This window comes from Streptomyces spinoverrucosus, assembly GCF_015712165.1.
GTDB classification, from domain to species: Bacteria; Actinomycetota; Actinomycetes; order Streptomycetales; family Streptomycetaceae; genus Streptomyces; species Streptomyces spinoverrucosus_A.
Genome location: NZ_JADPZX010000001.1, coordinates 6,227,694 through 6,253,822 on the forward strand (window position 1 = coordinate 6,227,694; position 26,129 = coordinate 6,253,822).

General features: G+C 71.5%; 23 protein-coding genes and 1 pseudogene. 9 read left to right on the forward strand and 15 right to left on the reverse strand.

All coding sequences use genetic code 11. From position 1 onward, the window contains the following. Positions 1-29: 29 nt before the first annotated feature. The 4 genes from I2W78_RS28315 to I2W78_RS28330 all read right to left on the reverse strand — a co-directional run bounded on the left by I2W78_RS28315 (position 30) and on the right by I2W78_RS28330 (position 5,291). Positions 30-2,795: a SpoIIE family protein phosphatase gene (locus tag I2W78_RS28315; protein WP_196463077.1), complete on the reverse strand. Its 2,766-nt coding sequence runs from the start codon at positions 2,793-2,795 to the stop codon at positions 30-32. 71 nt (positions 2,796-2,866) lie between these two features. Then, positions 2,867-3,535 (reverse strand): hypothetical protein, encoded by a 669-nt coding sequence (locus I2W78_RS28320; protein WP_196463078.1) that lies wholly within the window; start codon positions 3,533-3,535, stop codon positions 2,867-2,869. Between the two features lie 10 nt (positions 3,536-3,545). Further along, positions 3,546-4,148, reverse strand: a complete 603-nt coding sequence (locus I2W78_RS28325; protein ID WP_307783822.1) for a GNAT family N-acetyltransferase — start codon at positions 4,146-4,148, stop codon at positions 3,546-3,548. Between the two features lie 120 nt (positions 4,149-4,268). After that, a complete protein-coding gene (locus I2W78_RS28330; RefSeq protein ID WP_196464756.1) occupies positions 4,269-5,291 on the reverse strand; it encodes an MBL fold metallo-hydrolase in 1,023 nt (340 codons plus the stop codon). 135 nt (positions 5,292-5,426) lie between these two features. On the opposite strand from I2W78_RS28330, the gene I2W78_RS28335 reads away from it, so the two are divergent. Beyond that, positions 5,427-6,884, forward strand: a complete 1,458-nt coding sequence (locus I2W78_RS28335) for an aldehyde dehydrogenase (RefSeq protein ID WP_196463080.1) — start codon at positions 5,427-5,429, stop codon at positions 6,882-6,884. A gap of 6 nt (positions 6,885-6,890) precedes the next feature. After that, positions 6,891-7,124 carry a ferredoxin gene (locus I2W78_RS28340; protein WP_196463081.1) on the forward strand — a complete coding sequence of 78 codons (234 nt, stop codon included), beginning with the start codon at positions 6,891-6,893 and terminating at the stop codon, positions 7,122-7,124. Positions 7,125-7,143: 19 nt separating this feature from the next. Here the strand turns inward: I2W78_RS28340 and I2W78_RS28345 are convergent, their stop codons facing one another. Both I2W78_RS28345 and I2W78_RS28350 read right to left on the reverse strand, forming a co-directional pair. Continuing rightward, complete coding sequence (locus tag I2W78_RS28345; protein ID WP_196463082.1) at positions 7,144-7,464, reverse strand: GYD domain-containing protein; 321 nt, start codon at positions 7,462-7,464, stop codon at positions 7,144-7,146. Between the two features lie 393 nt (positions 7,465-7,857). Continuing rightward, a complete protein-coding gene (locus tag I2W78_RS28350) occupies positions 7,858-8,487 on the reverse strand; it encodes a TetR family transcriptional regulator (RefSeq protein ID WP_196463083.1) in 630 nt (209 codons plus the stop codon). Positions 8,488-8,718: 231 nt separating this feature from the next. Between I2W78_RS28350 and I2W78_RS28355 the strand changes: the two genes are divergently transcribed. Genes I2W78_RS28355 through I2W78_RS28365 form a run of 3 tightly spaced genes read left to right on the forward strand, consistent with a single transcriptional unit; the run spans position 8,719 to position 12,001 of the window. After that, the gene (locus I2W78_RS28355; RefSeq protein ID WP_196463084.1) at positions 8,719-10,206 is read left to right on the forward strand and encodes a glycosyltransferase family 4 protein; all 1,488 of its coding nucleotides are present in this window, start codon (positions 8,719-8,721) and stop codon (positions 10,204-10,206) included. Continuing rightward, a complete protein-coding gene (locus I2W78_RS28360; RefSeq protein ID WP_196463085.1) occupies positions 10,200-10,934 on the forward strand; it encodes a class I SAM-dependent methyltransferase in 735 nt (244 codons plus the stop codon). Before I2W78_RS28355 ends, I2W78_RS28360 begins: the two co-directional genes overlap by 7 nt. Continuing rightward, positions 10,931-12,001 (forward strand): prenyltransferase, encoded by a 1,071-nt coding sequence (locus I2W78_RS28365; RefSeq protein ID WP_196463086.1) that lies wholly within the window; start codon positions 10,931-10,933, stop codon positions 11,999-12,001. The genes I2W78_RS28360 and I2W78_RS28365 overlap by 4 nt, the downstream gene beginning before the upstream one ends. A gap of 81 nt (positions 12,002-12,082) precedes the next feature. Here the strand turns inward: I2W78_RS28365 and I2W78_RS28370 are convergent, their stop codons facing one another. Then, positions 12,083-12,376, reverse strand: a complete 294-nt coding sequence (locus tag I2W78_RS28370; RefSeq protein ID WP_196463087.1) for a hypothetical protein — start codon at positions 12,374-12,376, stop codon at positions 12,083-12,085. A gap of 158 nt (positions 12,377-12,534) precedes the next feature. Here I2W78_RS28370 and I2W78_RS28375 point away from each other — a divergent pair, with 158 nt between their 5' ends. Genes I2W78_RS28375 through I2W78_RS28385 form a run of 3 tightly spaced genes read left to right on the forward strand, consistent with a single transcriptional unit; the run spans position 12,535 to position 16,140 of the window. Next, positions 12,535-13,806, forward strand: a complete 1,272-nt coding sequence (locus tag I2W78_RS28375) for a hypothetical protein (protein WP_196463088.1) — start codon at positions 12,535-12,537, stop codon at positions 13,804-13,806. Then, positions 13,803-15,377 carry a VWA domain-containing protein gene (locus I2W78_RS28380; RefSeq protein WP_196463089.1) on the forward strand — a complete coding sequence of 525 codons (1,575 nt, stop codon included), beginning with the start codon at positions 13,803-13,805 and terminating at the stop codon, positions 15,375-15,377. The genes I2W78_RS28375 and I2W78_RS28380 overlap by 4 nt, the downstream gene beginning before the upstream one ends. Further along, positions 15,364-16,140 carry a hypothetical protein gene (locus I2W78_RS28385; RefSeq protein WP_196463090.1) on the forward strand — a complete coding sequence of 259 codons (777 nt, stop codon included), beginning with the start codon at positions 15,364-15,366 and terminating at the stop codon, positions 16,138-16,140. The genes I2W78_RS28380 and I2W78_RS28385 overlap by 14 nt, the downstream gene beginning before the upstream one ends. Before the next feature lie 4 nt (positions 16,141-16,144). Here the strand turns inward: I2W78_RS28385 and I2W78_RS28390 are convergent, their stop codons facing one another. From I2W78_RS28390 to I2W78_RS28420, 7 genes are all read right to left on the reverse strand, one after another. After that, entirely contained in the window at positions 16,145-17,155 is a 1,011-nt protein-coding gene (locus I2W78_RS28390; RefSeq protein ID WP_196463091.1) for an LLM class F420-dependent oxidoreductase, read from the reverse strand. A 104-nt stretch (positions 17,156-17,259) separates the two neighbouring features. After that, complete coding sequence (locus tag I2W78_RS28395) at positions 17,260-18,063, reverse strand: DUF5336 domain-containing protein (RefSeq protein WP_196463092.1); 804 nt, start codon at positions 18,061-18,063, stop codon at positions 17,260-17,262. Positions 18,064-18,219: 156 nt separating this feature from the next. Continuing rightward, positions 18,220-19,179 (reverse strand): N-acetylmuramoyl-L-alanine amidase, encoded by a 960-nt coding sequence (locus tag I2W78_RS28400; RefSeq protein WP_196463093.1) that lies wholly within the window; start codon positions 19,177-19,179, stop codon positions 18,220-18,222. A gap of 67 nt (positions 19,180-19,246) precedes the next feature. Continuing rightward, positions 19,247-19,897 (reverse strand): class I SAM-dependent methyltransferase, encoded by a 651-nt coding sequence (locus tag I2W78_RS28405; RefSeq protein ID WP_196463094.1) that lies wholly within the window; start codon positions 19,895-19,897, stop codon positions 19,247-19,249. Between the two features lie 101 nt (positions 19,898-19,998). After that, positions 19,999-21,732: an MFS transporter gene (locus I2W78_RS28410; protein WP_196463095.1), complete on the reverse strand. Its 1,734-nt coding sequence runs from the start codon at positions 21,730-21,732 to the stop codon at positions 19,999-20,001. A gap of 152 nt (positions 21,733-21,884) precedes the next feature. Further along, positions 21,885-23,066 carry a GDSL-type esterase/lipase family protein gene (locus tag I2W78_RS28415; RefSeq protein ID WP_196463096.1) on the reverse strand — a complete coding sequence of 394 codons (1,182 nt, stop codon included), beginning with the start codon at positions 23,064-23,066 and terminating at the stop codon, positions 21,885-21,887. Positions 23,067-23,107: 41 nt separating this feature from the next. After that, positions 23,108-23,677, reverse strand: a complete 570-nt coding sequence (locus I2W78_RS28420; protein ID WP_196463097.1) for a TetR/AcrR family transcriptional regulator — start codon at positions 23,675-23,677, stop codon at positions 23,108-23,110. Between the two features lie 187 nt (positions 23,678-23,864). On the opposite strand from I2W78_RS28420, the gene I2W78_RS28425 reads away from it, so the two are divergent. Further along, a complete protein-coding gene (locus tag I2W78_RS28425) occupies positions 23,865-25,313 on the forward strand; it encodes a DHA2 family efflux MFS transporter permease subunit (protein ID WP_374222707.1) in 1,449 nt (482 codons plus the stop codon). 330 nt (positions 25,314-25,643) lie between these two features. On the opposite strand, the pseudogene I2W78_RS28430 reads toward I2W78_RS28425, so the two are convergent. Continuing rightward, positions 25,644-26,066: pseudogene (locus I2W78_RS28430) on the reverse strand (response regulator); the annotation flags it as partial. Positions 26,067-26,129: the final 63 nt, after the last annotated feature.

Consider the following 26,129-nt stretch of genomic DNA (forward strand, 5'->3'; position numbering starts at 1 on the left):
ACGCCGCGCCGGCCCGGCGCGGTCGCCGCTCACCACGCGCTGCGCACGTTCGCTTCCCGCACGCTGCGGCCCGGTTGCCGCTGCAGGGGCGGCGCGGCTCGGAGCCCTGGTGGCGTGTCATGCGCCGGCAAGGCCTGCTCGGCCCAGATGACCTTGCCCTGCGGGGTGTACCGAGTACCCCAGTGGTCCGCCACCTGGGAGACCAGGAACAGTCCACGGCCGCCCTCCTCCGTCGTGGTGGCGTACTGCAGGTGCGGCGAGGTGCTGGTGCCGTCGGACACCTCGCAGATCAGGGTGCGGTCGCGCAGGAGCCGTACGTGGATCGGGGGCGAGCCGTGCCGGATGGCGTTGGTGACCAGCTCGCTGAGCACGAGTTCCGTTCCGAAGGAGAGCTCGGACAGGTCCCACTCGTCGAGCTTCCGCGCCACGGCGGCGCGCATTCCGGCGACAGCGGCGGGGTCACAGGGCACGTCCCAGTCGGCGACCCGGTCGGCCGGCGTGGCCAGGGTGCGGGCGATGAGCACCGCGACGTCGTCCTTGGGCCGCCCGTGCAGGAGTTCCTCCACCACGGCCTCGCAGTGTTCGTCGGGCGAGCGGTCGCGGTGCCGGGCGAGGGCCTCGCGCAGCATTTCCATGCCGACGTCCAGATCCCGCGAGCGGTCCTCGATGAGCCCGTCCGTGTAGAAGACGAGCTGGGTGCCTTCCGCCAGCTCGAAATCGACGGCCTGGTACGGCATGCCCCCGAGGCCCAGCGGCAGACCCGCCGGCACGTCGGCGAACGTGACGTCGCCGTCGGGGCCCACCAGGGCGGGGGCCAGGTGCCCGGCCCGTGCCATCGAGCAGCGGCGCTCGACCGGGTTGTACACGGCGTAGAGGCAGGTGGCGCCGATGACGCCGGAGTCCCGGTCCGCGTCGGACTCGTCCTGGTCGATACGGCTGACGAGCTCGTCGAGACGGCTGAGCAGTTCGTCGGGCGGCAGGTCGAGGGTGGAGAAGTTGTGTACGGCGGTGCGCAGCCGGCCCATGGTGGCCGCCGCGTGCAGACCGTGGCCGACGACGTCGCCGACCACCAGCGCCACCCGGCCGCCGGGCAGCGGGATGACGTCGAACCAGTCGCCGCTCACCCCGGACTGTGCCGGCAGGTAGCGGAAGGCGACATCGAGCGCGCTCTGCTCGGGCAGCGCGCGCGGCAGCAGACTGCGCTGGAGGGCGACGGCGAGGGTGTGCTCGCGGGTGAAGCGGCGGGCGTTGTCGATGCTGAGCGCGGCGCGGGCGACCAGTTCCTCGGCCAGGTACAGCTCCTCCTCGTCGAAGGGCTCCGGTTTGCGGCAGCGCCAGAAGGCGGCCACTCCGAGCATGATGCCGCGGGCCTGGATCGGGACGGAGATCATGGAGTGGATGCCGCAGGCCTCGATCGTCTCCATCTGCTCGGCGGCCTGCAGACGGAGTCCCGTCGCGGTGGCCAGATCCGGCACCAGTTCCGAACGACCCGTGCCCATGCCCCGGGCGTGCGGTGCGGAGGGGGCGAAGTCGATCAGGCTGCCGACCTCGCAGAAGGGATGGTCCTCCCGGATGCTCTTGACGGCGGTACGGCGCATGCCCGTCCCGGTGCCGGTCGGCTCCTCACCCTGCAGCACTTCGTCGACCAGGTCCACGGTCACGAAGTCGGCGAACCGGGGAACGGCGATGTGGGCCAGTTCCTCGGCCGTACGCGTCACATCGAGGCTGTCGCCGATGCCCACGCCCGCGTCGTAGAGAAGTTTCAGGCGCTCGCGGGCCATCTCGGCCCGGCCGGAGAGTGCCCGCAACTCGGTGGAGTCGCGCAGGACGACCACCGTGCCGCCGGCGCAGCCACCGCCGCGTGCCGTGGGCCGCTGGGTGATCGCGAGCAGGCGCTCCTCGGCGCGGTGCACTTCGCCGGTGGCCCTGCGCCCGGAGGTCAGCAGTTTCCGGATGCCCGGGGGGAGGCCGGGCAGCTCCGTCACCAGCCTGCCCTCGGCGTCCGGGGGCAGGTCGAGAAGCCGTGCGGCCTCGTCGTTCGCCAGGAGCAGTCGGCCGTCCGGGCTGACGATGAGCAAACCTTCGCGCATGGAGTGCAGGACCGCGTCGTGGTGCTGGTACATACGCGTCATCGCGCCGGCGTCCAGGTTGTGGGTCTGCCGCCGCAGTCGCCTGCTGACCAGCGCCGCTCCGGCCGTGACCACCAGCAGTCCGACCGCTCCGGCACCCAGGATGAGTGGCATCTGCCGTTCCACCTGGCTGGTGACCGTCTCGACCTTCAGACCGGCGGAGACCAGCGCCACCACCTTGCCGTCGCTTCCCCTGACGGGGACGGTGGCCTGCACCTCGTGGCCGAGCGGCCCGTGCACGCTCTCGGTGTAGACCCGGCCGGCCAGCGACGGCTCGATGCGGCCCACGAAGCGCTTTCCGATCCGGTCCGGCTGGGGATGCGTGTACCGGATGCCATGGGTGTCCATGACGACGATGAAGTCGACGCCGGCCGACCGCCGACCCGCCTCGGTGAGCGGCTGCAGCACCTTCGACGGGTCGGGGGCCCGCAGCGCCGACAGGATGCCGGGGGAGTGGGCGAAGGTCTGGGCAACGGCGATGGAGCGCCGCTTGGCCTCTTCGCCGCCGGCCATCCGCGACTGGATCACCTGCGCCACCACGGCGCACGCCACGAGCAGCACCACCAGCGCCACCTGCAGGAGGAAGACCTGACCAGCGACGCTTCGCGGACTTCTGCCGACCAGAAGCCGCGAGGTTATGCCCCTAAAGCGACTGAATGCGTCCATTTGGACCATATCTCTACATGAAGAACGCCCCCGTGGCTACACCTGTCTCACGCCGAAGCCGGACACCGGGGTCAGTCCACGTAGTCGAGTCCTCGCCACATGCCCCAGATCCCCACCCCCGTGAGGACGACCGTGATGGTCCAGCCCAGCCACCCCATCGGGTCCAGGCCCAGCAGGCTGTACGTGACATTCAGATACGGAATGATCAGCACCAGCCAGCCCCCCACCAGTGGGAACAGCCACGGCCCGAACAGGGCCAGCAAGGCGGCTCCCAGCAGCAGCCACGCGAAAATCAGCCAACCCAACGTGGCGAACTCCGAGGAGGTCAGGTAGATCTCGGTGTGCCCACGGGTCTCCATCCGGACCACTTGGCCGTGCCAGAGCCGCAGGTCCGCACGGTCTCCCGGGCGCACCGCGTCGTGGGTGTGCTCGTCGACGTCCAGCCACTCCTCGCGCTCGCCGAAGCGGACCTGTGCGCTGTAGTGCGTGGTGCAGCTCCGCACTCCGTTGCTGTCCGTGGTGCACGACTCGTACCAGCTCGTGTCGACGATCTCGGCGACGGTCCGCGCCACGCAGTCGCCGGCCGTCTCCCAGTCGGTTCCGGCGGGACACGGGGGAGCGTTCTGGTAGAGCACGACAGCCTGACGGTGTACGTCGACACGGTCCGCGCACACCACGAGTCCCAGCACCGCGACCGCGAGCATCAGCAGCCGCAGGAACAGCATCGGCCCCCCGGACATACGGGGCCGGCTAGACGCGGGAGTGGGTCACGCACGCCGCACGGCAGCGGGCGACCGGGGCGGAGGGCTCGTGGCGGAACCAGGTGGAGTCGATCTCGCGGCCGTCGCGCAGGGTGTGCGTGGGTGGCCCCTCGGTCGGGACGAAGCCCGCGCGGACGAGGGCGCCCCGGCAGGCCGAGTTCGTCGCCTCGGTCCCGGCGTGGACGGTGTCCATGCCGAAGTGGCTGTGGCCGAGCAGGGCGGCCGCGTGGAACAGCTCCGCGCCGAGGCCCTCGCCGCGGGCGTGCGGTGCGAGCCAGCCACCTATCTGGCCGACGGCGTGGTCGAGCTGGAGAGCCCCGGCGTAGCGGCCGTCGTCCCGGCGCACGCCGACCATGATCTCGCCCTCCTCGGGGCTGGGCTCGAAGGCCGCGAGCAGCTCCGGGCGGATCTTCCGGTCACTGTCGCCGGGCCGCATCCGCAGCAGGGTCTCGCGGAGTCGGGCGTCGGCCACGATCTCCTCGCCCCGCATCCCCAGCCACCGCTGGGCCTCGTCGTCCGACCCGGCCGCGATCGCCGCCAGCAGGTCCAGTTGCGTCTCCGGGGTGTAGAGCAGCAGACGTTCGGTGTGCACCGTGTGCCGCCCGGGCGCGCACGGCCCCGGCACGGGGAGCAGCGTCACGGCCCTGCGGCGACGCGGTCGCGCCCACAGCATATGAACCCCCCGCGGGAAGAGAAGGGAAGAGCGAGGGCTTCACCATGCCACGTATCGCACGGGATCGGTCCCGGGCACCGCCTCCGCCCGCCCCAGCTTCACCAGGCGGCGCAGATGGGCCTCCGCCTCCGAGACGGCGATGTTGCGGGAGCCGTAGGGGATTTGGGCCCAGGGGCGGTTCCAGTCCATGCGTTCGGCGAGCTGCCAGGGGGTGAGGGGCTCGGTCAGCAGCAGTGCCAGGCCGGTGAGGCGGGCCTCGTGGTGGGTGAGCAACTCCCTTACCCGGGCGGGGGCGTCGGTGAAGGCGTGCTGGTGGGCCGGGAGGATCTCGGCGGGGGCGAGGCGGGCGACGCGTTCCAGGGAGGCGAGGTAGTCGCCGAGGGGGTCGGTGACCGTCGTGTCGTCCGGGTCCTCGTACAGGCCGATGTGCGGGGTGATCTCGGGCAGGACGTGGTCCCCGGAGAACAGACGGCCGTAGCCCGGGAGTTGGGACGGGTGCCGCTCCTCCAGATGCAGGCAGACGTGGCCCGGCGTGTGTCCCGGCGTCCAGATCCCGCGCAGGTGGCGGCCGGGGAGGTCGAGGAGCTCGCCGGGGACGATCTCCCGGTCGGGGAGCGCGGGGGAGAGGCCGGGTAGCGGGCCGCGGGCGGTGCGCAGCGGGGCCACATGGGCCTCGGGGGCGCCGGCCGCGGTGAGTTTGTCCGCCATGTACGCGAACCAGTGCTCCGGGCGGGCCTCCCGTGTCCGCCGTACCACCGCCGTGTCCGCCGCGTGCATCGCGATCCACGCCCCAGACGCCTCCCGCACCCGGCCCGACAGGCCGTGGTGGTCGGGATGGTGGTGGGTGATGACCACGCCGTGGACCTCGGCGACCGAAGTACCGCACGCCGTCAGCCCGGCGGCGAGCGTGTCCCAGGACGCCGGGTCGTCCCAGCCGGTGTCGACGAGCACCGGGCCCGCGTCGGTGTCGACGACGTAGACGAGGGTGTGCCCGAGGGGGTTGTCCGGGATGGGGACCTGGAGGGACAGCACGCCACCGCCGTGGTCGTACACCGGCGTCATGGGTCCCTCGGCCTGACTGCTGCTCATCCGCATCCGCCCTCCGCCCCACGGCCCCACGGCCCCACGGCCATTGCCCACTATAACTAGAACTGGTATCAGTTCTGAAACACCGTCAGGCCGGGAGGGGCAGTCGTCATGACCGAGCTCGTGGAACACGGACAGCTGTTCATCGGCGGGGAGTTGACCGACCCCCTGGGCGCGGACGTCATCGAGGTGGTCTCCCCGCACACCGAGGAGGTCATCGGGCGGGTGCCGCACGCGTCGGCGGCGGATGTGGACCGGGCGGTCGCGGTCGCCCGGCGGGCGTTCGACGAGGGGCCCTGGCCGCGGACGTCCCTCGACGAGCGGATCGAGGTCGTCGGGCGGATCAAGGACGGGATCGCCGCCCGGCACGAGGAGATCGCCCGCGTGATCTCGTCCGAGAACGGGTCGCCGTACTCCTGGAGCGTCCTCGCGCAGGCGCTCGGCGCGATGATGGTCTGGGACGCGGCGATCGGGGTCGCGCGCGACTTCCGTTACGAGGAGACGCGCGACGGCGTGCTCGGGCGGATCCTCGTGCGGCGCGAGCCGGTCGGGGTCGTCGCGGCGGTCGTGCCCTGGAACGTCCCGCAGTTCGTGGCCGCCGCCAAGCTCGCGCCCGCGCTGCTCACCGGCTGCACGGTCGTCCTGAAGCCGTCGCCGGAGTCGCCGCTGGACGCCTATCTGCTCGGCGAGATCGCCAAGGACGCCGGGCTGCCGGACGGCGTGCTGTCGATCCTGCCGGCCGACCGTGAGGTGAGCGAGTACCTCGTCGGGCACCCGGGGATCGACAAGGTGTCGTTCACGGGGTCGGTGGCGGCGGGAAAGCGGGTGATGGAGGTGGCGGCACGCAACCTCACCCGCGTGACCCTGGAGTTGGGCGGCAAGTCGGCGGCGGTCGTGCTGCCCGACGCGGACGTGGCGACGGCCGTGGCGGGGATCGTCCCGGCGGCCTGGATGAACAACGGGCAGGCGTGCGTCGCGCAGACGCGGATCCTGCTGCCCCGCGCCCGCTACGAGGAGTTCGCGGAGGCGTTCGCGGCGGCCGCGAGCGCGCTCGTGGTGGGGGACCCGCTGGACGCGGCGACACAGGTCGGGCCGCTGGTCGCACAGCGGCAGCAGCGGCGCAACCTCGACTACATCCGCATCGGCCAGGAGGAGGGCGCCAAGATCCTCACGGGCGGCGGACGCCCTGCGGGCCTGGAGCGCGGCTGGTACGTCGAGCCGACCCTCTTCGGCGACGTCGACAACTCGATGCGGATCGCCCGCGAGGAGATCTTCGGCCCGGTGATCTGCCTGCTGCCGTACGGCGACGAGGCCGAGGCCGTGAAGATCGCGAACGACTCCGAGTACGGGCTGAGCGGCAGCGTGTGGACGGCCGACGTCGAGCGGGGCATCGAGGTCGCGCGGCAGGTGCGTACCGGTACGTATTCGGTGAACACGTTCAGCCTGGACATGCTGGGCCCGTTCGGCGGCTACAAGAACTCGGGCCTGGGGCGGGAGTTCGGCCCGGAGGGCTACGGCGAGTACCTGGAGCACAAGATGATCCACCTGCCGTCGGGCTGGGAAGGCTGACGGGCCATGGGGGATCGCTGGCAGGTCGAGGTCGACCGTTCCCTGTGCATCGGCTCCGCGCAGTGCGTCCACCAGGCCCCGGACGCCTTCCACCTCGACACGGGCCGCCAGTCCCACCCCACCGACCCGGAGACGGACGCGGGCGAACGGATCCTGGCGGCCGCCGAGAACTGCCCCGTCGAGGCGATCACGATCACGCTGCTGGGGAGCGGGGAGGCGGTGTTCCCGCCGGAGGAGTAGGGCCCGTGGCCGGGGTGTGTCAGGCGCCGGCCGGCCGGTAGTCCACCTTCTGCCGGGCCGCCTCGTCGACCTCTTCGGCCGTCAGCAGGGCGACCGTGCTCGTGCGGACGCTGCCGGTCGCCGACGTGACCATGCCCAGGGCCGCGGCGGCGGTGTTGTTCGGCAGTTCGGCCGTGAGGTAGACGTCGTCGTCGCCGAGGGCCCAGTAGATCGACTCAAGACGGCCGCCGAGGCTGCGGAGCATGCCGTCGGCGACCTCCCGCCGCGCGGTGGCGCCTTCCTTGAGCAGGCCCTGAAGGCCGTTCGGGGTCAGCCTGACCTTGACGAGGTACATCGGCATCGGAACCAACCTCCACATGTGTCACAAAAGGCGCTTCAGCTCCTTATCTTCCTTCCGTTTCGCGCTCGCGTCGCGGCGGAGGAGGGGTGCGCCGGAGGGCGTAGGGGAGGGGCGGGAGATTTAGGTAAAAATCACCACGCAGGGGGTGTTCTTCGCGGACGGACGTTCTACTCTGATATCAGGCCTACGAGGCGAGTGAGGGAGTTCGACCGGAGTAGCCGACTCTGGCGAGAGGCTTCGGCTTCCGCTGGTGCCGACGTCGACGGTCGGGCTGAGAGGCCGGAAGGTCATAGGACCGAGAGGTCGTATGGCTGGAAGGCGACCCCCAGCCACCTGATCCGGGCAATACCGGCGAAGGGAACCCGTCTCGTAGGTCGCTTCTCTGCGTCCAGGTCACTTCCGTGCGTCTGATGTCGTCAGGTCGATGAGACGGCACACCGTCTCGATGTCGATCTTGACCTGGGCGATGGAGGCGCGGCCCGAGAGCCAGGTGATCAGCGCCGAGTGCCAGGTGTGCTCGATGACGCGGACGGCGGAGAGCTGGGCGGGGGTCGGGTCGTCCAGGCCCATGGCGTCCAGGATGATCGCCGTGGTCTGCCGGGAGACCTGGTCCACCTCGGGGCTCACGCTGCGGTCCGCGAAGGTGAGGGCGCGGACCATCGCGTCGGCCAGGTGCGGCTCGCGTTGCAGGGCGCGGAAGGCGCGCATCAGGGTCTCCGCGACCCGCTCCGCCGCCGTTTCGCCCGTCGGGGGCTTCTTGCGCAGCGTGCCGTGCATGTGCTCCAGCTGGTCCTGCATGGTGGCGACCAGCAGATGGACCTTGGACGGGAAGTAGCGGTAGAGGGTGCCGAGGGCGACCTGCGAGGACTCCGCGACCTCGCGCATCTGCACCGCGTCGAAACCGCCCCGGCTGGCCAGCTGCGCGCTCGCCCGCAGGATGCGGCGCCGGCGCGCCTCCTGCCGCTCGGTGAGGGGCGGCGCGGCGGGGGTGGCGGTTCGCGCGCTACTGGCTTCCGCTGGCATGGGGTCCCGTTTCGTGACAGTCCGTGAGGGCGTGCGATCAGACAGCATGGCAGGCCCGGGCCGCCCTCGCGTGCCCCGGTGGGCCGTGGCGTGAATCACCTGATCCACTGCTCCCAGCGGCCCTACCTGCCGGTAGATTCAGAGCCTCTTGAACGATCAAGTCTGTAACTTGTTCTAGATTAGCGTCCCGGCGTAATCTCGCGGGACAGTGCAGGGAGAAGGGGGCCCAGAGTGACCGCTGAGGCCAGTCAGGCGGGGTCTCCCGAGGACCCGGCCGCCGACGGCGAGCGACCGCTCCGTATCGCACTCCTCACCTACAAGGGAAACCCGTTCTGCGGCGGCCAGGGCGTCTACGTCCGGCACCTCTCCCGCGAACTCGCCCGCCTCGGCCACCACGTCGAGGTCATCGGCGCCCAGCCCTACCCCGTCCTCGACGTGGGCTACGACGGCCTCCGCCTCACCGAGCTGCCCAGCCTCGACCTCTACCGCCAACCCGACCCGTTCCGCACGCCGAAGCGCGACGAGTACCGGGACTGGATCGACGCCCTCGAAGTGGCGACCATGTGGACCGGCGGCTTCCCCGAGCCGCTCACCTTCTCCCTGCGGGCTCGCCGCCATCTGCGGGCGCGGCGCGGCGACTTCGACGTCGTGCACGACAACCAGACGCTCGGATACGGGCTGTTGGGGGACGTGGGCGCTCCCCTGGTGACGACGATCCACCATCCCATCACCGTCGACCGGCAGTTGGAGCTGGACGCGGCGCAGGGCTGGCAGCGGCGCTTCTCCGTCAAGCGGTGGTACGCCTTCACGCGCATGCAGAAGCGGGTGGCGCGGCGCCTGCCGTCCGTCCTCACCGTCTCCGGCACCTCACGCCAGGAGATCGTCGACCATCTCGGCGTCCGCCCGGACCGCATCCACGTCGTGCACATCGGCGCCGACACCGACCTGTTCTCGCCCGACCCGGCGGTGCCGCAGGTGCCGGGGAGAATCGTTACGACGTCCAGTGCGGACGTGCCGCTGAAGGGGCTCGTCTTCCTCGTCGAGGCGCTGGCGAAGGTGCGCACCGAGCATCCCGACGCCCACCTAGTCGTCGTGGGGAAGCGGCCCACCGAGGGGCCGGTGGCGCAGGCCGTGCAGCGGTACGGGCTCGAAGGCGCCGTCGAGTTCGTCAAGGGGATCTCCGACGCCGAGCTCGTCGACCTGGTGCGGTCGGCGCAGGTGGCGTGCGTGCCGTCGCTGTACGAGGGCTTCTCGCTGCCGGCGGCGGAGGCCATGGCCACGGGAACGCCGCTGGTCGCCACGACCGGCGGGGCGATTCCCGAGGTGGCCGGGCGGGACGGGGAGACCTGCCTCGCGGTGCCGCCGGGCGACGCGGGGGCGCTGGCCGCCGGGCTGAGCAGGCTCCTGGGCGACGCGGAACTGCGCGCACGGCTCGGCGCGGCCGGGCGCGAGCGGGTGCTGCGGCACTTCACGTGGGCGCGCGCCGCGGAGGGCACGGCGGCCCGCTACCGGGAGGCGATCGCCCGGACAGGGGGCGACGTTCGCGGCGCCTCCCCGGTCGGCGGCTCGCCGGTCGAGAACCCGGCAGGCGGAGTCGTCGGCGCCGTATCCGAGAATCCGGTAGGCGGAGTCGTCGGCACCGTATCCACGAGCCCCACCCCCGAAGCCACCCCCACCAGTACCACCGGCGTCTACCGCGAAAGCAGGACCACGTGCTGACCGTCGACTTCTCCCGGTTCCCGCTCGCCCCGGGCGACCGCGTCCTGGACCTCGGCTGTGGTGCCGGCCGGCACGCGTTCGAGTGCTACCGGCGCGGCGCACAGGTCGTCGCGCTGGACCAGAACGGCGAGGAGATCCGCGAGGTCGCCAAGTGGTTCGCGGCGATGAAGGAGGCGGGCGAGGCCCCCGAGGGCGCCACCGCGACCGCCATGGAGGGCGACGCCCTCGCGCTGCCCTTCCCCGACGAGTCCTTCGACGTCGTCATCATCTCCGAGGTGATGGAGCACATCCCGGACGACAAGGGCGTACTCGCCGAGATGGTCCGGGTGCTGAAGCCCGGCGGCAGGATCGCGATCACCGTCCCGCGTTACGGCCCCGAGAAGATCTGCTGGACCCTCTCCGACGCCTACCACGAGGTCGAGGGCGGCCACATCCGCATCTACAAGGCGGACGAACTCCTCGCGAAGATCCGCGAGGCCGGCCTCAAGCCGTACGGCACCCACCACGCCCACGCCCTGCACTCCCCGTACTGGTGGCTGAAGTGCGCGTTCGGCGTCGACAACGACAAGGCGCTGCCCGTGCGGGCGTACCACAAGCTGCTGGTCTGGGACATCATGAAGAAGCCCCTCGCGACCCGCGTCGCCGAGCAGGCGCTGAACCCGCTGATCGGCAAGAGCTTCGTGGCGTACGCGACCAAGCCCCACCTGCCTCGGGTGGACGCCAAGTGACCACTCCCCGGACAGAACACCTCGTCCTGCCCGGGGTCCTCACCGCAGAGCAGGCCGCCGCGACCGTACGCGGGATCCTCGCCGTGCAGCGGGAGGACGGGGCGATCCCGTGGTTCCGTGGGCACCACCTGGACCCCTGGGACCATGTCGAGGCCGCGATGGCGCTGGACGCGGCGGGCGAGCACGAGGCCGCCGAGCGGGCCTACCTGTGGCTGGCGACCCACCAGAACCAGGACGGCTCCTGGTACGCGGCGTACGCCGACGGGGCGCACGACGACGTCACCGACCGGGGATGCGAGACCAACTTCGTCGCCTACATAGCCGTAGGCGTCTGGCACCACTACCTCTCCACCGGCGACGACACCTTCCTCGACCGCATGTGGCCGGTCGTCCACGCGGCGATCGAGTGCGTGCTGCGGCTCCAGCAGCCCGGCGGGCAGATCGGCTGGAAGAGGCAGGACGACGGGACGCCCGTCTCGGACGCGCTGCTGACCGGGTGCTCGTCCGTCCACCACGCGCTGCGCTGCGCGCTCGCCATCGCCGAGCAGCGTGAAGAGGCGCAGCCGGACTGGGAGTTGGCGGTCGGCATGCTGCGGCATGCGATCCGCCGGCACCCGGAGCGGTTCCTGGACAAGGACCGCTACTCGATGGACTGGTACTACCCCGTGCTGGGTGGGGCGCTGACCGGCGCCGAGGCCAAGTCGCGTATGGAGGAAGGCTGGGACCGGTTCGTCGTTCCCGGGCTCGGGGTGCGGTGCGTCGTCCCCAATCCGTGGGTGACGGGTGGGGAGTCGGCCGAACTCGCCCTGGCGCTGTGGGCGATGGGCGAGTCCGACCGGGCGCTGGACATCCTCAAGTCCATCCAGCACCTGCGCGATCCGGAGAGCGGGCTGTACTGGACGGGGTACGTCTTCGAGGACGACGCGATCTGGCCGCGTGAGCTGACGACGTGGACGGCCGGGTCGTTGTTGCTGGCCGTTGCGGCGCTGGGTGGGCATGAGGCCACCTGCGCGGTGTTCGGCGGGGAGCGGTTGCCTCTTGGGCTGGACCCGGATTGTTGCGCCTGACAGCTCGGGTGGTTCTGTTGTGGGGCGGGTGCGGGTTGTCTGTGGTTGATCGCGCAGTTCCCCGCGCCCCTTAGGGGCGTTTCAGTGGCGGTGGACTCGGTTGGCTATGGCGTGACCCACGAACAGGTACACCACCGCCGCCAAGCCGTAGCCCGCCACCACCCTCGCCCACTCCTCGTCGAAGGTGAACAGGTCGTGTGACCAGCCCGCCAGCCAGCGGGCCGCGTCGTGGATGAACTGGACGAAATCGTTCGCGCGGTTGGCGTCCAGTAGGTACATCAGGATCCAGACGCCCAGGATGAGGGCCATGATGTCGGCGACGATCGCTATGACCGTGCCTGCCTGGTTCGCACCGTTGCGATATCTGGGGGACATGCCCTACGGGTTGCCGCTCGGCCGTGGCTGAAACCCGAAAGCCCCGCCCTCCCGACCGGGGCTCATTTGCCGTGCGTTCGGGCGGAGTTGACCACTCCGGGGGATGATGTTCCACGGGGTCACTGATGATCCTGCCCCCTTGAGCGGCAGGAGGGCCGTTGTCCGACGAACCGAGACTCACGATCCGCAGAACGACACACCGCCGTGTCCCGCTCCTTGTCCGCTGCGCGCTGCCGCTCGCCCTGGTCGGTCTGCTGTCCCTGCTGATCACCGGCAACGCGCTCCGGCCGTTCGAACGCATCACGGTGATCGAGTCGCGGATGGCGTCCAAGTCCGACTACTTCCGCGACCCCGAAGTGGAACGGCTGTTGCTCAAGCACGGCATCCGCGTGGACATCCGCCGCCTCGGCTCCCGGGGCATCGCCACACGCTCGCTGAAGGGCCTCGACGTCGTCTTCCCGTCCGGTCAGCCCGCGGCGAAGCTGATCCTGGACCGGCCGGACGACACCGGCCAGACGGTGCGCCCCTTCGTCTCCCCGCTGGCCCTCGGCAGCTTCCGCGACTACGCGGAGACGCTGGTGAAGGCGGGCGTGGCCACGCCGCAGCGGTCGACGAACGGCGATCCGACGCTCTACTACGACCTCGACATGGCGAAGTTCATGACCCTGCTCGACGGCGTGGACGAGCGGAACAACCCGAGCGACGGCGAGGGCACACAGGCCGACACCTGGAACGGCATCGGCTACGACGACGTGGCCGCCGGCGACCGCAGCAACAGCGGCAGCGTCCTGGTGCGCACGTCCAACGTCTGCGAGTCCAACTCCGCCGGCACCTATCTGAGCCTGCTCGCCTTCGTCGCGAACGGTGAGAAGACGCCCGGCTCCAGCCACCCCAACGACCCGAAGCGGGCCGAGGAGGAAGTGGACCGGATCTCCGCCGAGATCAAACCCCTCGTCACCCTGCAAGGCATGTGGGCCGACGAACAGGCCGACAGCTACTTCTCCGCCCTCGGCGAGTCCCTGGCGCCCGTCGCCCTGATCTACGAGCACCAGTTCCTGGCCCACCAGATAGCCCACCACGGCAAGAACGGCAAGCAGGACACCAGCCGCGTCCTGCTCTACCCCAAGCCGTTCGCGCTCACCGAGCCGCAGCTCATCTCCCTCAGCCCGCAGGGCGACCGGCTGGTCGAGCTGATCGAGGAGGACGCCGAACTGCGCCAGCGGGCCCTGGAGCTGGGGTTCCGTATCCGCGTCTCCGGCGAGGACGGCGCCAGCAAGGAACTGGACACATACCTGGACGACCACGGCATCCAGGTGCCGGTCCCCAACCGGAACCAGACCAAGGCGCTGGAACCCAGCCTGGACGTCCTCGACGACATCATCAACTACGTCGGCGACTGCCCGCCGCCCAACCTGGACGACACCGCATGACCAGGCTCGTACGCGCCCTGACGGCCTCGCTCACCCTGGCCCTCCTCGCCGGCCTGACCTCCTGCACGCAGGACCAGGACCCGGTCACCCTGCGGGTCCTCGCCAGCCCCGAACTCGCCGACCTGGCGCCGCTGCTGGACGAGCTGGAGGAGGACACGGGGGTCGAGCTGGAGATGGAGTACGAGGCCAACGCGGACCTCGAAGGGCAGTACCCGGGCGGCCCGGAGTACGACCTGGCGTGGCTCGCCTCCGACCGCTCCTTCCTGCTCCGCGTCCAGGACTCCGAGGGCCGGCTGACCCGGCCCGAGTCCACACCGATCATGCGCTCACCGGTCGTCGTCGGCCTCGAACCCGACGTCGCCGACAAGCTGAGCGCGGCCGTCCCCGAGGGCCGGATCTCGTGGGCGGACGTGGCGGACGCCGCCGCCGACGGCACCGTACGGTTCGGTATGGCCGACCCCCGGCGCAGCGACACCGGCCGCGCCGCACTCGTCGGCGTCGCCACCGCCGCCGCCGGCACCGGGCGCGCGCTGCGCGAGGAGGACGTCTCCTGCGACCGGCTGCGGGGCTTCCGCTCGGGCCAGACCCTCACCGCGGCCAGCTCCCGGGACCTGATCGACGCCTATCTGGGCAGGCCGGGCGAGACCAACGCGCTGATCGCGCACGAGGCGGAGCTGCTGTCGCTGAACGCCGGCGACCGGCGGGGCGAGCCCCTGCGGATCGTGCACCCCGACGACGGCATGGTGCTGTCCGACTTCCCGCTGCTGCTGCTCGACCAGGAGCAGCGGTCCGCGTACGGCAGGGTGGTGGACTGGCTGCTGGGCGCCGACACCCAGCGCGAGCTGATGGAGCGGACCTTCCGGCGCCCGGTCAACCAGGACGTGGAACCCTCCGAGCCGCTGCGCACGGACGTCGGCAACGCGCTGTCCTTCCCCGACAGCCTCTCCATCGTCGAGCGGCTGATCAGCGACTACGGTGACCCCCGGAGCCGCACCGCCGACCAGGTCGTCTTCGTCCTCGACTTCTCGACGTCCATGCGCGGCGAGCGGATGGCCGACCTGCGCGCCGCCTTCGCCGGGCTGAGCGGCGCCGACGAGACCTCCACCGGCAAGTTCGCCCGCTTCTACCGGGGCGAGCGGCTCACCGTCGTCCGGTTCGGCGGCCGGGTACTGCAGGAGCGCACGGTGACCGTACGGGGCGACGCGGACCTGCGGACCCTCAACCGGCTGGTCGCCGAGGGCGGTTACGACGACGCCACCGCCGTGTGGACCGCACTCGACCGGGGCTACCGCATCGCCACCGCCGCCGTACGCGAGGAACCCGCACGGCCCGTCGCGATCGTGCTGATGACCGACGGCGAGAACAACGCGGGCATCGGCTATGAGGAGTTCCTGCGCCGCCACGGTGCCCTCGGCGGCGACGCGGAGGCGGTGCCCACCTTCCCCGTCCATTTCGGAGAGGCCGACGCGGCCGCCCTCAGGCGCGCCGCCGCCGCGACCGGCGGCCGCATGGTCGACGCCAACCTCTCCTCCCTCTCCGACGCGTTCAAGGAGATCCGTGGGTGTCATTGATGGTCAGTGGTGGGGCCTGTGGTGGCCGTGGCTGCTCGTCTGGGCCGCCACGGCGGCGTGCTTCGGCATCGTCCTCGGGTTCGGGTGGCGGCGCCTGCGCAGCCGGCGCGGGCCGGGCGGCGGGACGCACCTCGACATGTGCTTCTACCTGCACAAGCAGCAGGTCATGGACATCTACGAGGTCGGCGGCTTCACCAAGTCCCTGACCCAGGAGGTCGCCGACCGGCTCCAGGTCACCAACGACTACGGGCTGCGGGGCAGGCTGTTCTTCTGGATGGGCAGGGCGAACCGGGGCGTCACCAAGGAGCGGGTCACGACCTACCTCCAGGAGAGCACCCCCATGAACGTGATCGGTGTGCTCATGGACGCCATGCGCAAGGAGGACAAGGTGGTGGACGTCGACCTCGTCGACGGCGAACTCGAGGTCAACCAGGAGTTCACCGAGCGGCTGGGCGGCAGATACCCCGACGGCCAGGTGCCCCTGAGCGCCCTGCGGCGGCTGGAGGCGTACGTCTCCGTCAGCGGTGACTTCACCGCGGCACGACTGCCCAACGGCGACGTGCAGCTGCGCGCCCGGTACGGCACCGGCGAGCCGGCCGCACACGTGGAGATCATCTGCGACGAGACCGAGGGCCGTGGTGACTTCCGCAAGGAGCGCTACTACCGGGGGAAGAAGATCGCGGCCCGCTGCCTGGGCCGGGTACAGGGCTGGGACGAGCAGACAGGCGAACTCACCCTCGACCCACTCGCCATCTTCCAGTGACCGTCTAGGAGTTGAGCTCGGCCAGCACGCGCAGGGTGTGCGGGTCCGGGGCCAGCACCAGCAGGTCGGTCACCGGGCCCTTGCGCCACAACTGAAGCCGCCGCGCGATGCGTTCGCGCGGGCCGACGAGGGAGATCTCGTCGGCGAACGCGTCCGGCACCGCCCGCACGGCCTCCTCCCGCCGCCCGGCGATGAACAGCTCCTGGATCCGCCGGGCCTCCTCCTCGTACCCCATGCGCGCCATCAGCTCGGCGTGGAAGTTGCGCCGGGCGTGCCCCATGCCGCCAATGTAGAAGCCGAGCATCGCCTTGACCGGCAGCAGCCCCTCGGCGACGTCCCGGCAGACCCGAGCCTGGGCCATGGGGGCGACGAGGAAGCCCTCGGGAGCGCCCGCGAGGCACGGCTCGTACACGTCGGTGCGCAGCGGCGACCAGTACAGCGGCAGCCAGCCGTCGGCGATGCGGGCGGTCTGCGCGATGTTCTTCGGGCCCTCCGCGCCTAGCAGGACGGGCAGGTCGGCGCGCAGCGGGTGGGTGATCGGCTTCAGGGGGCGGCCGAGTCCGGTGCCGTCCGCGCCCCGGTACGGGTGGGAGTGGAACCGCCCGTCGAGTTGGACGGGGGCCTGCCGTTGGAGGACCTGCCGTACGACGTCGACGTACTCCCGGGTCGCGGTCAGCGGCGAGGACGGGAACGGCCGCCCGTACCAGCCCTCCACCACCTGCGGCCCCGACAGCCCCAGCCCCAGCATCATCCGCCCGCCGGAGAGGTGGTCGAGGGTGAGGGCGTGCATGGCGGTGGTCGTGGGGGAGCGGGCGGCCATCTGGGCAACGGCCGTGCCGAGCCTGATCGTTGACGTGTGGGCCGCGATCCAGGTCAGCGGCGTGAAGGCGTCCGAGCCCCACGACTCGGCGGTCCACACGGAGTCGTACCCGAGCCGCTCGGCCTCCCGCGCGAGCGCCACGTGGTCGGGGGAGGGGCCGCGGCCCCAGTAGCCGAGCGCGAGACCGAGTCGCATACCCACTCCTTTCCTGACGGTGCGTCAGTCGTAGGACGAGCTGCGACTGTACGACAACGGCCCCCCGCCGGGAAGGGCGAGGGGCCGTACGTACGGCGGGCGGGTCAGCCGCGCTGGATACCGCTCGTGTCCTGCAACACACCCCGGCGGCCGTCCTGCGTCTGCGCGACCAGCGCCGGACCGCGCTGCTCGACGGCCAGGTACCAGGTGCCCGGCGCCAGCTCGGCGATCGGGGTCGGCGAGCCGTCCTCCGCGAACAGCGGGCGCGGCACCGGCACCGCGAACCAGAACGGGGAGAAGTCCCCGGCCGGCGGCTGCGGCTGGCCGTAGGGCTGACCGGGCTGGCCCGGCTGCGGCTGGCCGTATCCGGCGGGCTGCTGGGCGCCGGGGTAGCCGTAACCGCCCTGCGGCTGGCCGCCGTAGGGCTGGGGGGCGGCGGGACGGGGGGCCGGGATGAGGGCGCCCTTGAGGGCGGGGACCAGCGGGGTGGCGACGGCGGCCGCGGCCATGACGAGGGTGGCGACGAGGGCGAGGATCAGACCGATGCCGGCGTCGGGGCCGTCGGAGGAGTCACCGCCGAAGTTGTTGGCGGCGCTCGCCGGATCGAAGACGTTGCCGAGCGCGCTCCACGCGGCGAACACCGTGAAGGCGACGCCGAACTGACCGAGGTCGAGGCCCGCGACCTTCGGGGCCTGCGGCAGCCCGCGGCCGACGATGACGAGTGCGGCGCCGATGACTCCCGCCAGCACGACGCTCATCAGCACCGGGCCGCTGCCCCACAGGCTGGGCATGTCCAGGCCCTCCGGCGCGCCGTCGGACGAGTAGAAGTCGAGGAACGACGCGATCAACAGCAACACCGCTGCTCCGATCACCACGCCGTCGCCTCGAGTGAGGGAGCGGATATTCACTTCAGGTCCTTCGTAGGTCGTCTCGTCGTCGGTAGAGGCGTCGCTGTCACCATCGCCGTAAGACGCCGGTGCGAAGCGCGGGGGTGGCCCCTCATCGTAGAGATGACACTATCGTCCGTCCGAACGACCTGTCCGCCGGGATGATCGCACCGATCACTACCCGCGCAGGAAACTCACGATTCCATCAGAGATCCCTTGCGCCGCCTTCTGCCGCCAGGCTCCGCTGATCAGCAGTGCCGCGTCCTTGCTATCGCGCATGTTGCCGCACTCGATGAACACCTTCGGAACCGTTGACAGATTGAGACCGCCCAGGTCCTTACGCGTGACGAGACCGGTGCCGCCCCCGACGTAGTTGGCGGGCCCGCTGCCGGTGGCGCGGACGAAACTGCCCGCGATGCGCTCGCCGAGTTCGCGCGACGGCGCGACGATCGGCCGGGTGTCGGCGGCGCCCGCGTGTACCGACGCGGGGAGGATGACATGGAACCCGCGGTTCCCGGACCCGACGCCGTCCGCGTGGATGGACACGACCGCGTCGGCCTTCGCCTCGTTGCCGATCCGCGCCCGCTCGTCGATGCACGGCCCGTACGTCCGGTCGCCGTTCTGCGTCAGCTTCACGGTGGCGCCCTGCTCCTGCAGGATCGTGCGCAGTCGGCGGGCGACGTCGAGGGTGAACTCGGCTTCCGTGTAGCCCGCGTTGGTCGCCGTGCCGGTCGTGTCGCATTCCTTCCAGTTCGTCCCGATGTCCACCTTCTGGTTGATCTCGGTGCTGTGCTGGAAGTTGCGCGGATTGTGACCGGGGTCGATGACGACGACCTTGCCCTTGAGCGAGCCCGCGTCGGTGGCGGCGGGCGCGGGCTTGTTGCCGGTGGACGTGGGGCTCGCGCTCGACGGGGAGGCGGGGGAGGCGGGGGACGCGGGCGACGGGGACGACTGGATCGTCGAGGGCGCCTTGGCCTCCGTACGACCCGACCCCGGTCCGCCGGTGTCACCCACCGCCTCGTAGACCAGCCAGCCGAGCAGTGCGCCGGGCACCAGGGCCGCGACGGCGACAGTCATGGCCCCGCGGCGAGGGCGGCGGGGCGCGGGCGAATCGAACTCCGGACCTGTGTACGACACGTCTGTCACCCTAGCCGCCGGGACGGCGACACCTGGATTTGTGTACGTCTCAATGGGTGGCGGCGTGTCAGATCCCGGCGCCGGTGCGGCGCAGCACCCGCAGTGAGTCCGTCGCCGAGACCTCCGTGAAGGCGCCCGAGGAGAGGGCGCGGAGGTAGACGCGGTACGGGGCCTGGCCGGTGAACTCGTCCACCGGGTCCGGGAACACGTCGTGGATGACGAGCAGGCCGCCGTCCGCCACATGGGGCGCCCAGCCCTCGTAGTCGGCGGTGGCGTGTTCGTCGGTGTGGCCGCCGTCGATGAACACCAGCCCGAGGGGGGCCTGCCAGATCTTCGCCACTTGCGGGGAGCGGCCGACCAACGCCACCACGTGCTCCTCGAGGCCCGCCCGGTGCAGGGTGCGGCGGAAGGCGGGCAGGGTGTCCATCAGGCCGATCTCGGGGTCGACCGTCTCCGGGTCGTGGTAGTCCCAGCCCGGCTGCTGCTCCTCGCTGCCCCGGTGGTGGTCGACGGTGAGCGCGGTGACACCGGCCGCGCGGGCCGCGTCGGCGAGCAGGATCGTGGAGCGCCCGCAGTACGTGCCGACCTCCAGCAGCGGCAGCCCGAGCCGCCCGGCCTCGACGGCCGCCGCGTACAGGGCCAGCCCCTCCCCGGTGGGCATGAACCCCTTCGCCGCCTCGAACGCGGCCAGGATCTCGGGCTTGGGGGCCGGGGTCATGGGCAGGGGCCTTCCGGTCGTACGTGTCTCTGGGCGCCCCATGCTGCCGCACCCCCGGTCGATGCGGTGACCAGGGGTGCGGAGACGGGTGCCGAGGCGGCTCAGGCCGTGACCGCCTCGCCGGGCAGGGAGAGGTCGAGGTCGATCGGGTGGGCGTCGCCGGAGTGGGTCGCGGACAGGGCGCTCGGGGCGTGGCCGGTGGCCTGGGCGGCGAGGACGTAGGAGCCCTCGGCGGGGACGGTGAGCGCGTAGCCGCCGTCCTCGGCGGAGACGGTCGCGCCCGCGTGCCGGCCCCGGCGGTCGATCAGCGTGACCTTGGCGCGGGCGACCGGCGTGCCGTCGGCGGCCAGGACCCGGCCGCGGAAGCCGCCCAGCGTCTCGATCGCGCGCTGGAGGTTCGCGTCCTCCTCGCTGCTCGCCCGCAGCTGCGGCGCGCGGTTCGGCTTCGGCAGGAACAGGGCCATCAGCAGGCCGATGGCCACGGCGCCCGTGGCGATCAGGAAGGAGACCCGGAAGCCGTGCATGGTCGGGACGGCGACGCCGTTCACGTTGTTCGCGGTGTTGGCGAGCACCATGCCGATCACGGCACTCGACACCGACGTACCGATGGAACGCATCAAGGTGTTCAAGCCGTTGGCCGCACCCGTCTCCGACGCCGGGACAGCGCCCACGATCAGCGCGGGCAGGGACGAGTACGCGAGGCCGATGCCCGCGCCCAGGACGATCGCGATGACCAGGGACTGCCAGGCGGCGCTCATCAGGCCGAGGCCGGCGCCGTAGCCGATTCCGATGATCAGCATGCCGATGATGAGGGTGACCTTGGGGCCGTACTGCGCCGACAGACGGGCGTAGACGGGGGCCGTGAACATCATCGTCAGGCCCAGCGGAGCGACGAGCAGACCCGCCACGACCATCGACTGGCCGAGGCCGTAGCCGGTCGCGGTGGGCAGCTGGAGCAGCTGGGGCAAGACGAGGGAGACGACGTAGAAGGAGACACCGACCATGATCGACGCGAGGTTGGTGAACAGCACGGCCGGGCGGGCGGTGGTGCGCAGGTCGACGAGGGGGGCGGCGGTGCGCAGCTCGTAGACGCCCCAGAGGACGAGTACGACGGCGGCCGCGCCGAACAGGCCCAGTGTGGTGCCGGACGTCCAGCCCCAGTCGCTGCCCTTGGTGATGGGGAGGAGGAAGAGGACCAGACCGGCGGACAGGCCGAGCGCCCCCGGCAGGTCGAAGCCGCCCTCCGCGCGCATCGGGGACTCCGGTACGACGAGCAGGGTGAGGGCGATGGCGAGGACGCCGAGGCCGGCGGCGCCGTAGAAGAGGACGTGCCAGTCGGTGTTCTGGGCCACCAGGGCCGCCGCGGGCAGCGCGAGGCCGCCGCCGACGCCGATCGAGGAGCTCATCAGCGCCATCGCCGAGCCGAGCCGCTCGCGGGGCAGCATGTCGCGCATCAGGCCGATGCCGAGCGGGATCGCGCCCATCGCGAAGCCCTGGAGCGTACGGCCGACGATCATCGGGAGCAGTGCGCTGGTGAACGCGCTGACCAGCGCGCCGACCACCATCACCGCCAGGCTCACGACCAGCATGCGCCGCTTTCCGTACAGGTCGCCGAGCCGGCCCATGATCGGGGTGGCCACGGCGCCCGAGAGCAGGGTTGAGGTCAGGACCCAGGTGGCGTTGCTGGGGGAGGTGTCCAGCAGCTGCGGCAGGTCCTTGATGACCGGGACGAGCAGGGTCTGCATCACCGCGACAACGATGCCCGCGAAGGCGAGCACCGGGACGACGGCTCCGCTCGCTCTTCCGGTGGGCCGGTCGGTCGTCGTGAGCGTCATTGAGGGGGGCCTCCGGGCCGGAAGAAGGTCGTGGATGCGGTTGGATCCGTTCGTGGGTACGTGGGTGATGAACCCCGTGCGCTGGGGCAACTATTCCGTTGCTTACGCCCGCTAACGAATTCTTGACCTTCTCGTGAGGAACTGACGCAACCTCAGTTCGACGGAGGCTTCTGTGTGAAGGGCCCGTTGGCGGTGAAGGCGAGTTCGGCGAAGCGTTCGCCGATGCGGCGGTGGGTGGCGGCGTCGGGGTGGAGTTCGTCGGGGAGGGGGAGTTCGGCGTAGTCGGCCTCGCCGTAGAGCTCGCGGCCGTCGAGGTGGTGGAGGTGAGGGTCGTCGGCCGCGCGTTGCTGGACAATTCTGGACAGTTCGGTGCGGATGACGCTCAAGGTGAGTTTTCCGGCGGCCGTCTCCGCCGGGTCGCCCGCGGCCTGGAACCGGAGTTGACCGGCGCCGAGGGCGCTGAAGTCGAAGGCGCAGGGGCCGGGGGTGTCCTCGTGGATGGGGCACAGGATGGGGGAGACGACCAGCAGCGGTGTGGTGGGGTGACCCTCGCGGATGGTGTCCAGGAAGCCGTGGACGGCCGGGGCGAAGGCGCGCAGGCGCATCAGATCGGCGTTGACCAGGTTGATCCCGATCTTGACGCTGATCAGGTCGGCAGGGGTGTCACGCATCGCGCGCGCCGTGAACGGGTCGAGCAGGGCGCTCCCGCTCAGGCCCAGGTTGATCAGCTCCACCCCGCCGAGGGCGGCGGCCAGGGCGGGCCAGGTGGTGGTGGGGCTCGCGGCGTCCGAACCGTGACTGATCGAGCTGCCGTGGTGCAGCCAGACCTTGCGGCCGTTGTCCGGGGCGGGCTCGACGGGGGCGTCGGTGCGCAGGGCGACGAGTTCGGTGATCTCGTTGTGCGGCAGCCAGATCTCGACCGTCTTGGCGCGGTCGGGCAGGCCGCTGAAGCGGAGGGTGCCGGGCGGGCCGGGGTGGTGCTCGGCGGTGCCGGTGGCCATGTCGACGGTGACGGTGTTGCCGCCGCTCGCCGTGGCCTGCTCGGTCAGGCGGCCGTCGACGAGGAGGTCGTACACGCCGTCCGGGCGCGGTGGGGCGCCGACGTAGGCCCGCTTGGTGGGGAGCGTGTCCAGTTCGACGACGGTGGCGCGGGTGTGGAAGGCCAGTCGTACGCCGGAGGGCTGGGACTCGGCCATGGCGAGCTGCCCGTCCGTGTTCTGCGCGCGGGCGGCGGCGGGGAGTCGGTGCGGGAGCAGGCCGTGTGCGGTGCGCTCGACGTCGAGGGCGCCGCGCAGGAGGGAGGGGGTGAGAGGGGTGGTGATCAAGGGGTGCATGGCCTCCGCCTTAAGGTCCTTCTTCGGGGGCTTTTGTGTGGTCAGGTCGTGGGCCAGTTGCGCAGGAGGGCGTCCAGGGCGTCGAGGATCCGCGACCAGGATTCCTCGGAGTCGGGGGTGCTGTGGCTGAAGCCGCCGGCCAGCTCCAGGCTGACGTAACCGTGGAAGACGCTGCCCAGCATGCGGACCGCGTGGGTCTGGTCGGGCTCGGTGAGGTCGTAGCCGCGCAGGATGGCCCGGCTCATGGTGGCGTGCCGGACGCCCGCACTGGCGGCGGCCGTCTCGGGGTCGAGTCTGAGCTGGGCGGCGGCATAGCGGCCGGGGTGCTCGCGGGCGTAGTCGCGGTAGACGTCGGCGAAGGCGGTCAGGGCGTCCTTGCCGGCCCGTCCGGCCAGGGCGTCGGCGGCACGGTCGGCCATCTCCTCCAGGGCGAGCAGGGCGATCCTCGTCCTGAGGTCCTGCGAGTTCCGCACGTGCGAGTAGAGGCTCGCGACCTTGACGTCGAAGCGGCGGGCGAGCGCGGAGACGGTCACCTGGTCGAAGCCGACCTCGTCGGCCAGCTCCGCGCCGGCCCGGGTGACGCGTTCCGTGGTCAGTCCTGCGCGTGCCATGAGCGCCCTTCCTTTTGCCGAAAGCAATTGTGCACTTGCCTAAAGGTTTTAGGCAAGTGCTGGTGATGCGTAGGTCCGCTGCCGGATAGGGGGCATGGGCGTGCCGGAGCCGTAGGGCGAACGGCGGAGACCCGGGGCGGGTTGTAGGGCGAAAGCCCGATGCGGGAGTCACGGGGCGGTTGGAAGGATGGCCCGTATGCTCCGAGCCGCAGCGGATCCCCGCATATCCCGTCGTACCGGCGCCCCGACGTGGCTGGTGGTGGCGCTCGCCTGTTCCGGCCAGTTCCTCGTCGTCCTCGATGTGTCCGTCGTGAACGTGGCGCTGCCCTCGATGCGGGCCGATCTGGCGCTGGGCGGCTCCGGGCTGCAGTGGGTGGTGAACGCGTACGCGATCGCCTTCGCCGGGTTCATGCTGCTCGGCGGGCGGGCCGGTGATCTGTACGGGCGCAAGCGGATGTTCCTGGTCGGGCTCGCGCTGTTCACGCTGGCCTCGCTGGGCGGTGGGCTGGCCCGGGAGGGGTGGGAACTGCTGGCCGCGCGGGCGGTGCAGGGGCTGGGCGCGGCCGTGCTGGCGCCCTCGACGCTGACGATCCTCACGGCGGCGGTGCCGGAGGGCGCGGCGCGGGCGCGGGCCATCGCGACGTGGACGGCGGTCGGCGCGGGCGGCGGGGCCGCGGGTGGGCTGGTCGGCGGGCTGCTGGTGGACGGGTTGTCGTGGCGGTGGGTGCTGCTGATCAATGTGCCGGTCGGGGCGGTCGTCCTGCTGGGCGCGCTGCGGCGGCTGCCGGAGAGCCGGGCCGGGGACGGGCGGCGGCTGGATCTGCCGGGCGCGTTGCTGGTGACGGCCGGGCTGGGGGCGCTGGCGTACGGGATCTCGCAGACCGAGGTGGCGGGGTGGACGGCGGGGGCGACGCTGGGGCCGTTGGTCGCGGGGCTGGTGCTGATCGGGGTGTTCCTGCTGGTCGAGGCGCGCACGGCGGCTCCGCTGATGCCGCTGGGGCTGCTGCGGCTGCGGTCGGTGGCGTCGGCGAACGTGGCGATGTTCCTGAGCGGGTCGGCGATGTTCTGCATGTGGTTCTTCATGACGCTGTACGCGCAGAACGTGCTCGACTACACGCCGCTGGAGGCCGGACTGGCCCTGGTGCCCAGCTCGCTGGCGGTGGTGGCCGGTTCCAAGCTCGCGCCTCGGCTGATGCGGGGTGCGGGGGAGCGGAACGTGGCCGTGCTGGGGACGGTGGTGGCCGCGGTCGGTTTCGGGTGGCAGTCGACGATCAGCGTGGAGGGGGCGTATCTGACGGCGATCATGCTGCCCGGGATTCTGATGATGCTCGGGGCCGGGCTGGCGATGACGCCGCTGGCCGCGCTGGCCACGTCGGGGGCGGAGCCGGGGGAGGCCGGGCTGGTGTCCGGGCTGATCAACACCTCGCGGATCATGGGGGGTTCGCTGGGCCTGGCGGTGATGTCGACGCTGGCGGCGGCACGCACCGAGGGGAGCGCGGCGGTGGGGGCGGACGCCGGGGGGCCGGTGGCGCTGGTGGAGGGGTATGCGCTGGCGTTTCGGGCGAGTGCGGGGGTGTTGGTGGTGGGGGCGGTGGTGATGGGGGTCTGGTTGCCGCGGAGGGTTGGGGTGCGGTGAGGAAGGGGGGCGGGCAGGGCTGGGGGCAAGGGGGGCCGCCTGGTGGTCGGCTGGGGGTGAGGGGGCGGATCTGGTGGTCCGTTGGGGGTGAGGGGGCGGATCTGGTGGCCCGTTGGGGGTGAGGGGGCGGATCTGGTGGCCCGTTGGGGGTGAGGGGGCGGACCCGGTGGTCCGTTGGGGGTGAGGGGGCGCACCTGGTGACCCGCTGGGGCTGAGGGGCGGACCCGTGATCCGTGATCGACCAGGTCGCCAAGTCGGCCCGGCAGGTCACGTGCATGTGGAAGGACGGTGGCCCGGGCGTCTGGTGGCTCAGTCGGTGAGGCGGTGCTCCGCACCCGCCAACGCCGGGTCGATCACCGTCTCGCCCCTGAGGGCGCGGCGGATCGCCGTCGCCAGCTCCTCCACGGGGCCGTCCTTGATCAGGAGGCCGGCGGCTCCGGCCGCCAGGGCGCGTTGCGGCAGGCCGGGGCGGGCGAACGTGGTGAGGATCAGCACCCGGCAGTCCGGGACCTGGTCGCGCAGGTCGGCGGCGGCGTCCAGGCCGCTGACGCCGGGGAGTTCGACGTCGAGGAGGGCGACGTCGGGGCGGTGCACGAGGGCCGCGTCCACCAGGGCGTCCCCGGTCGGCACCTGGGCGACCACCTGGATGTCGTCCACCAGACCGAGCAGCACGGCGAGCCCCCCACGGCTCATCGCCCCGTCCTCGGCGAGCAGCACCCTGATGGACTTGGCGGGCCGGTGATCACGGGGCATCTCGTTCACGGCCTCAGCGTAGGCCCACGGAGGGGGTCGCCGCGCGTCGTCGTGCGTTGTCGT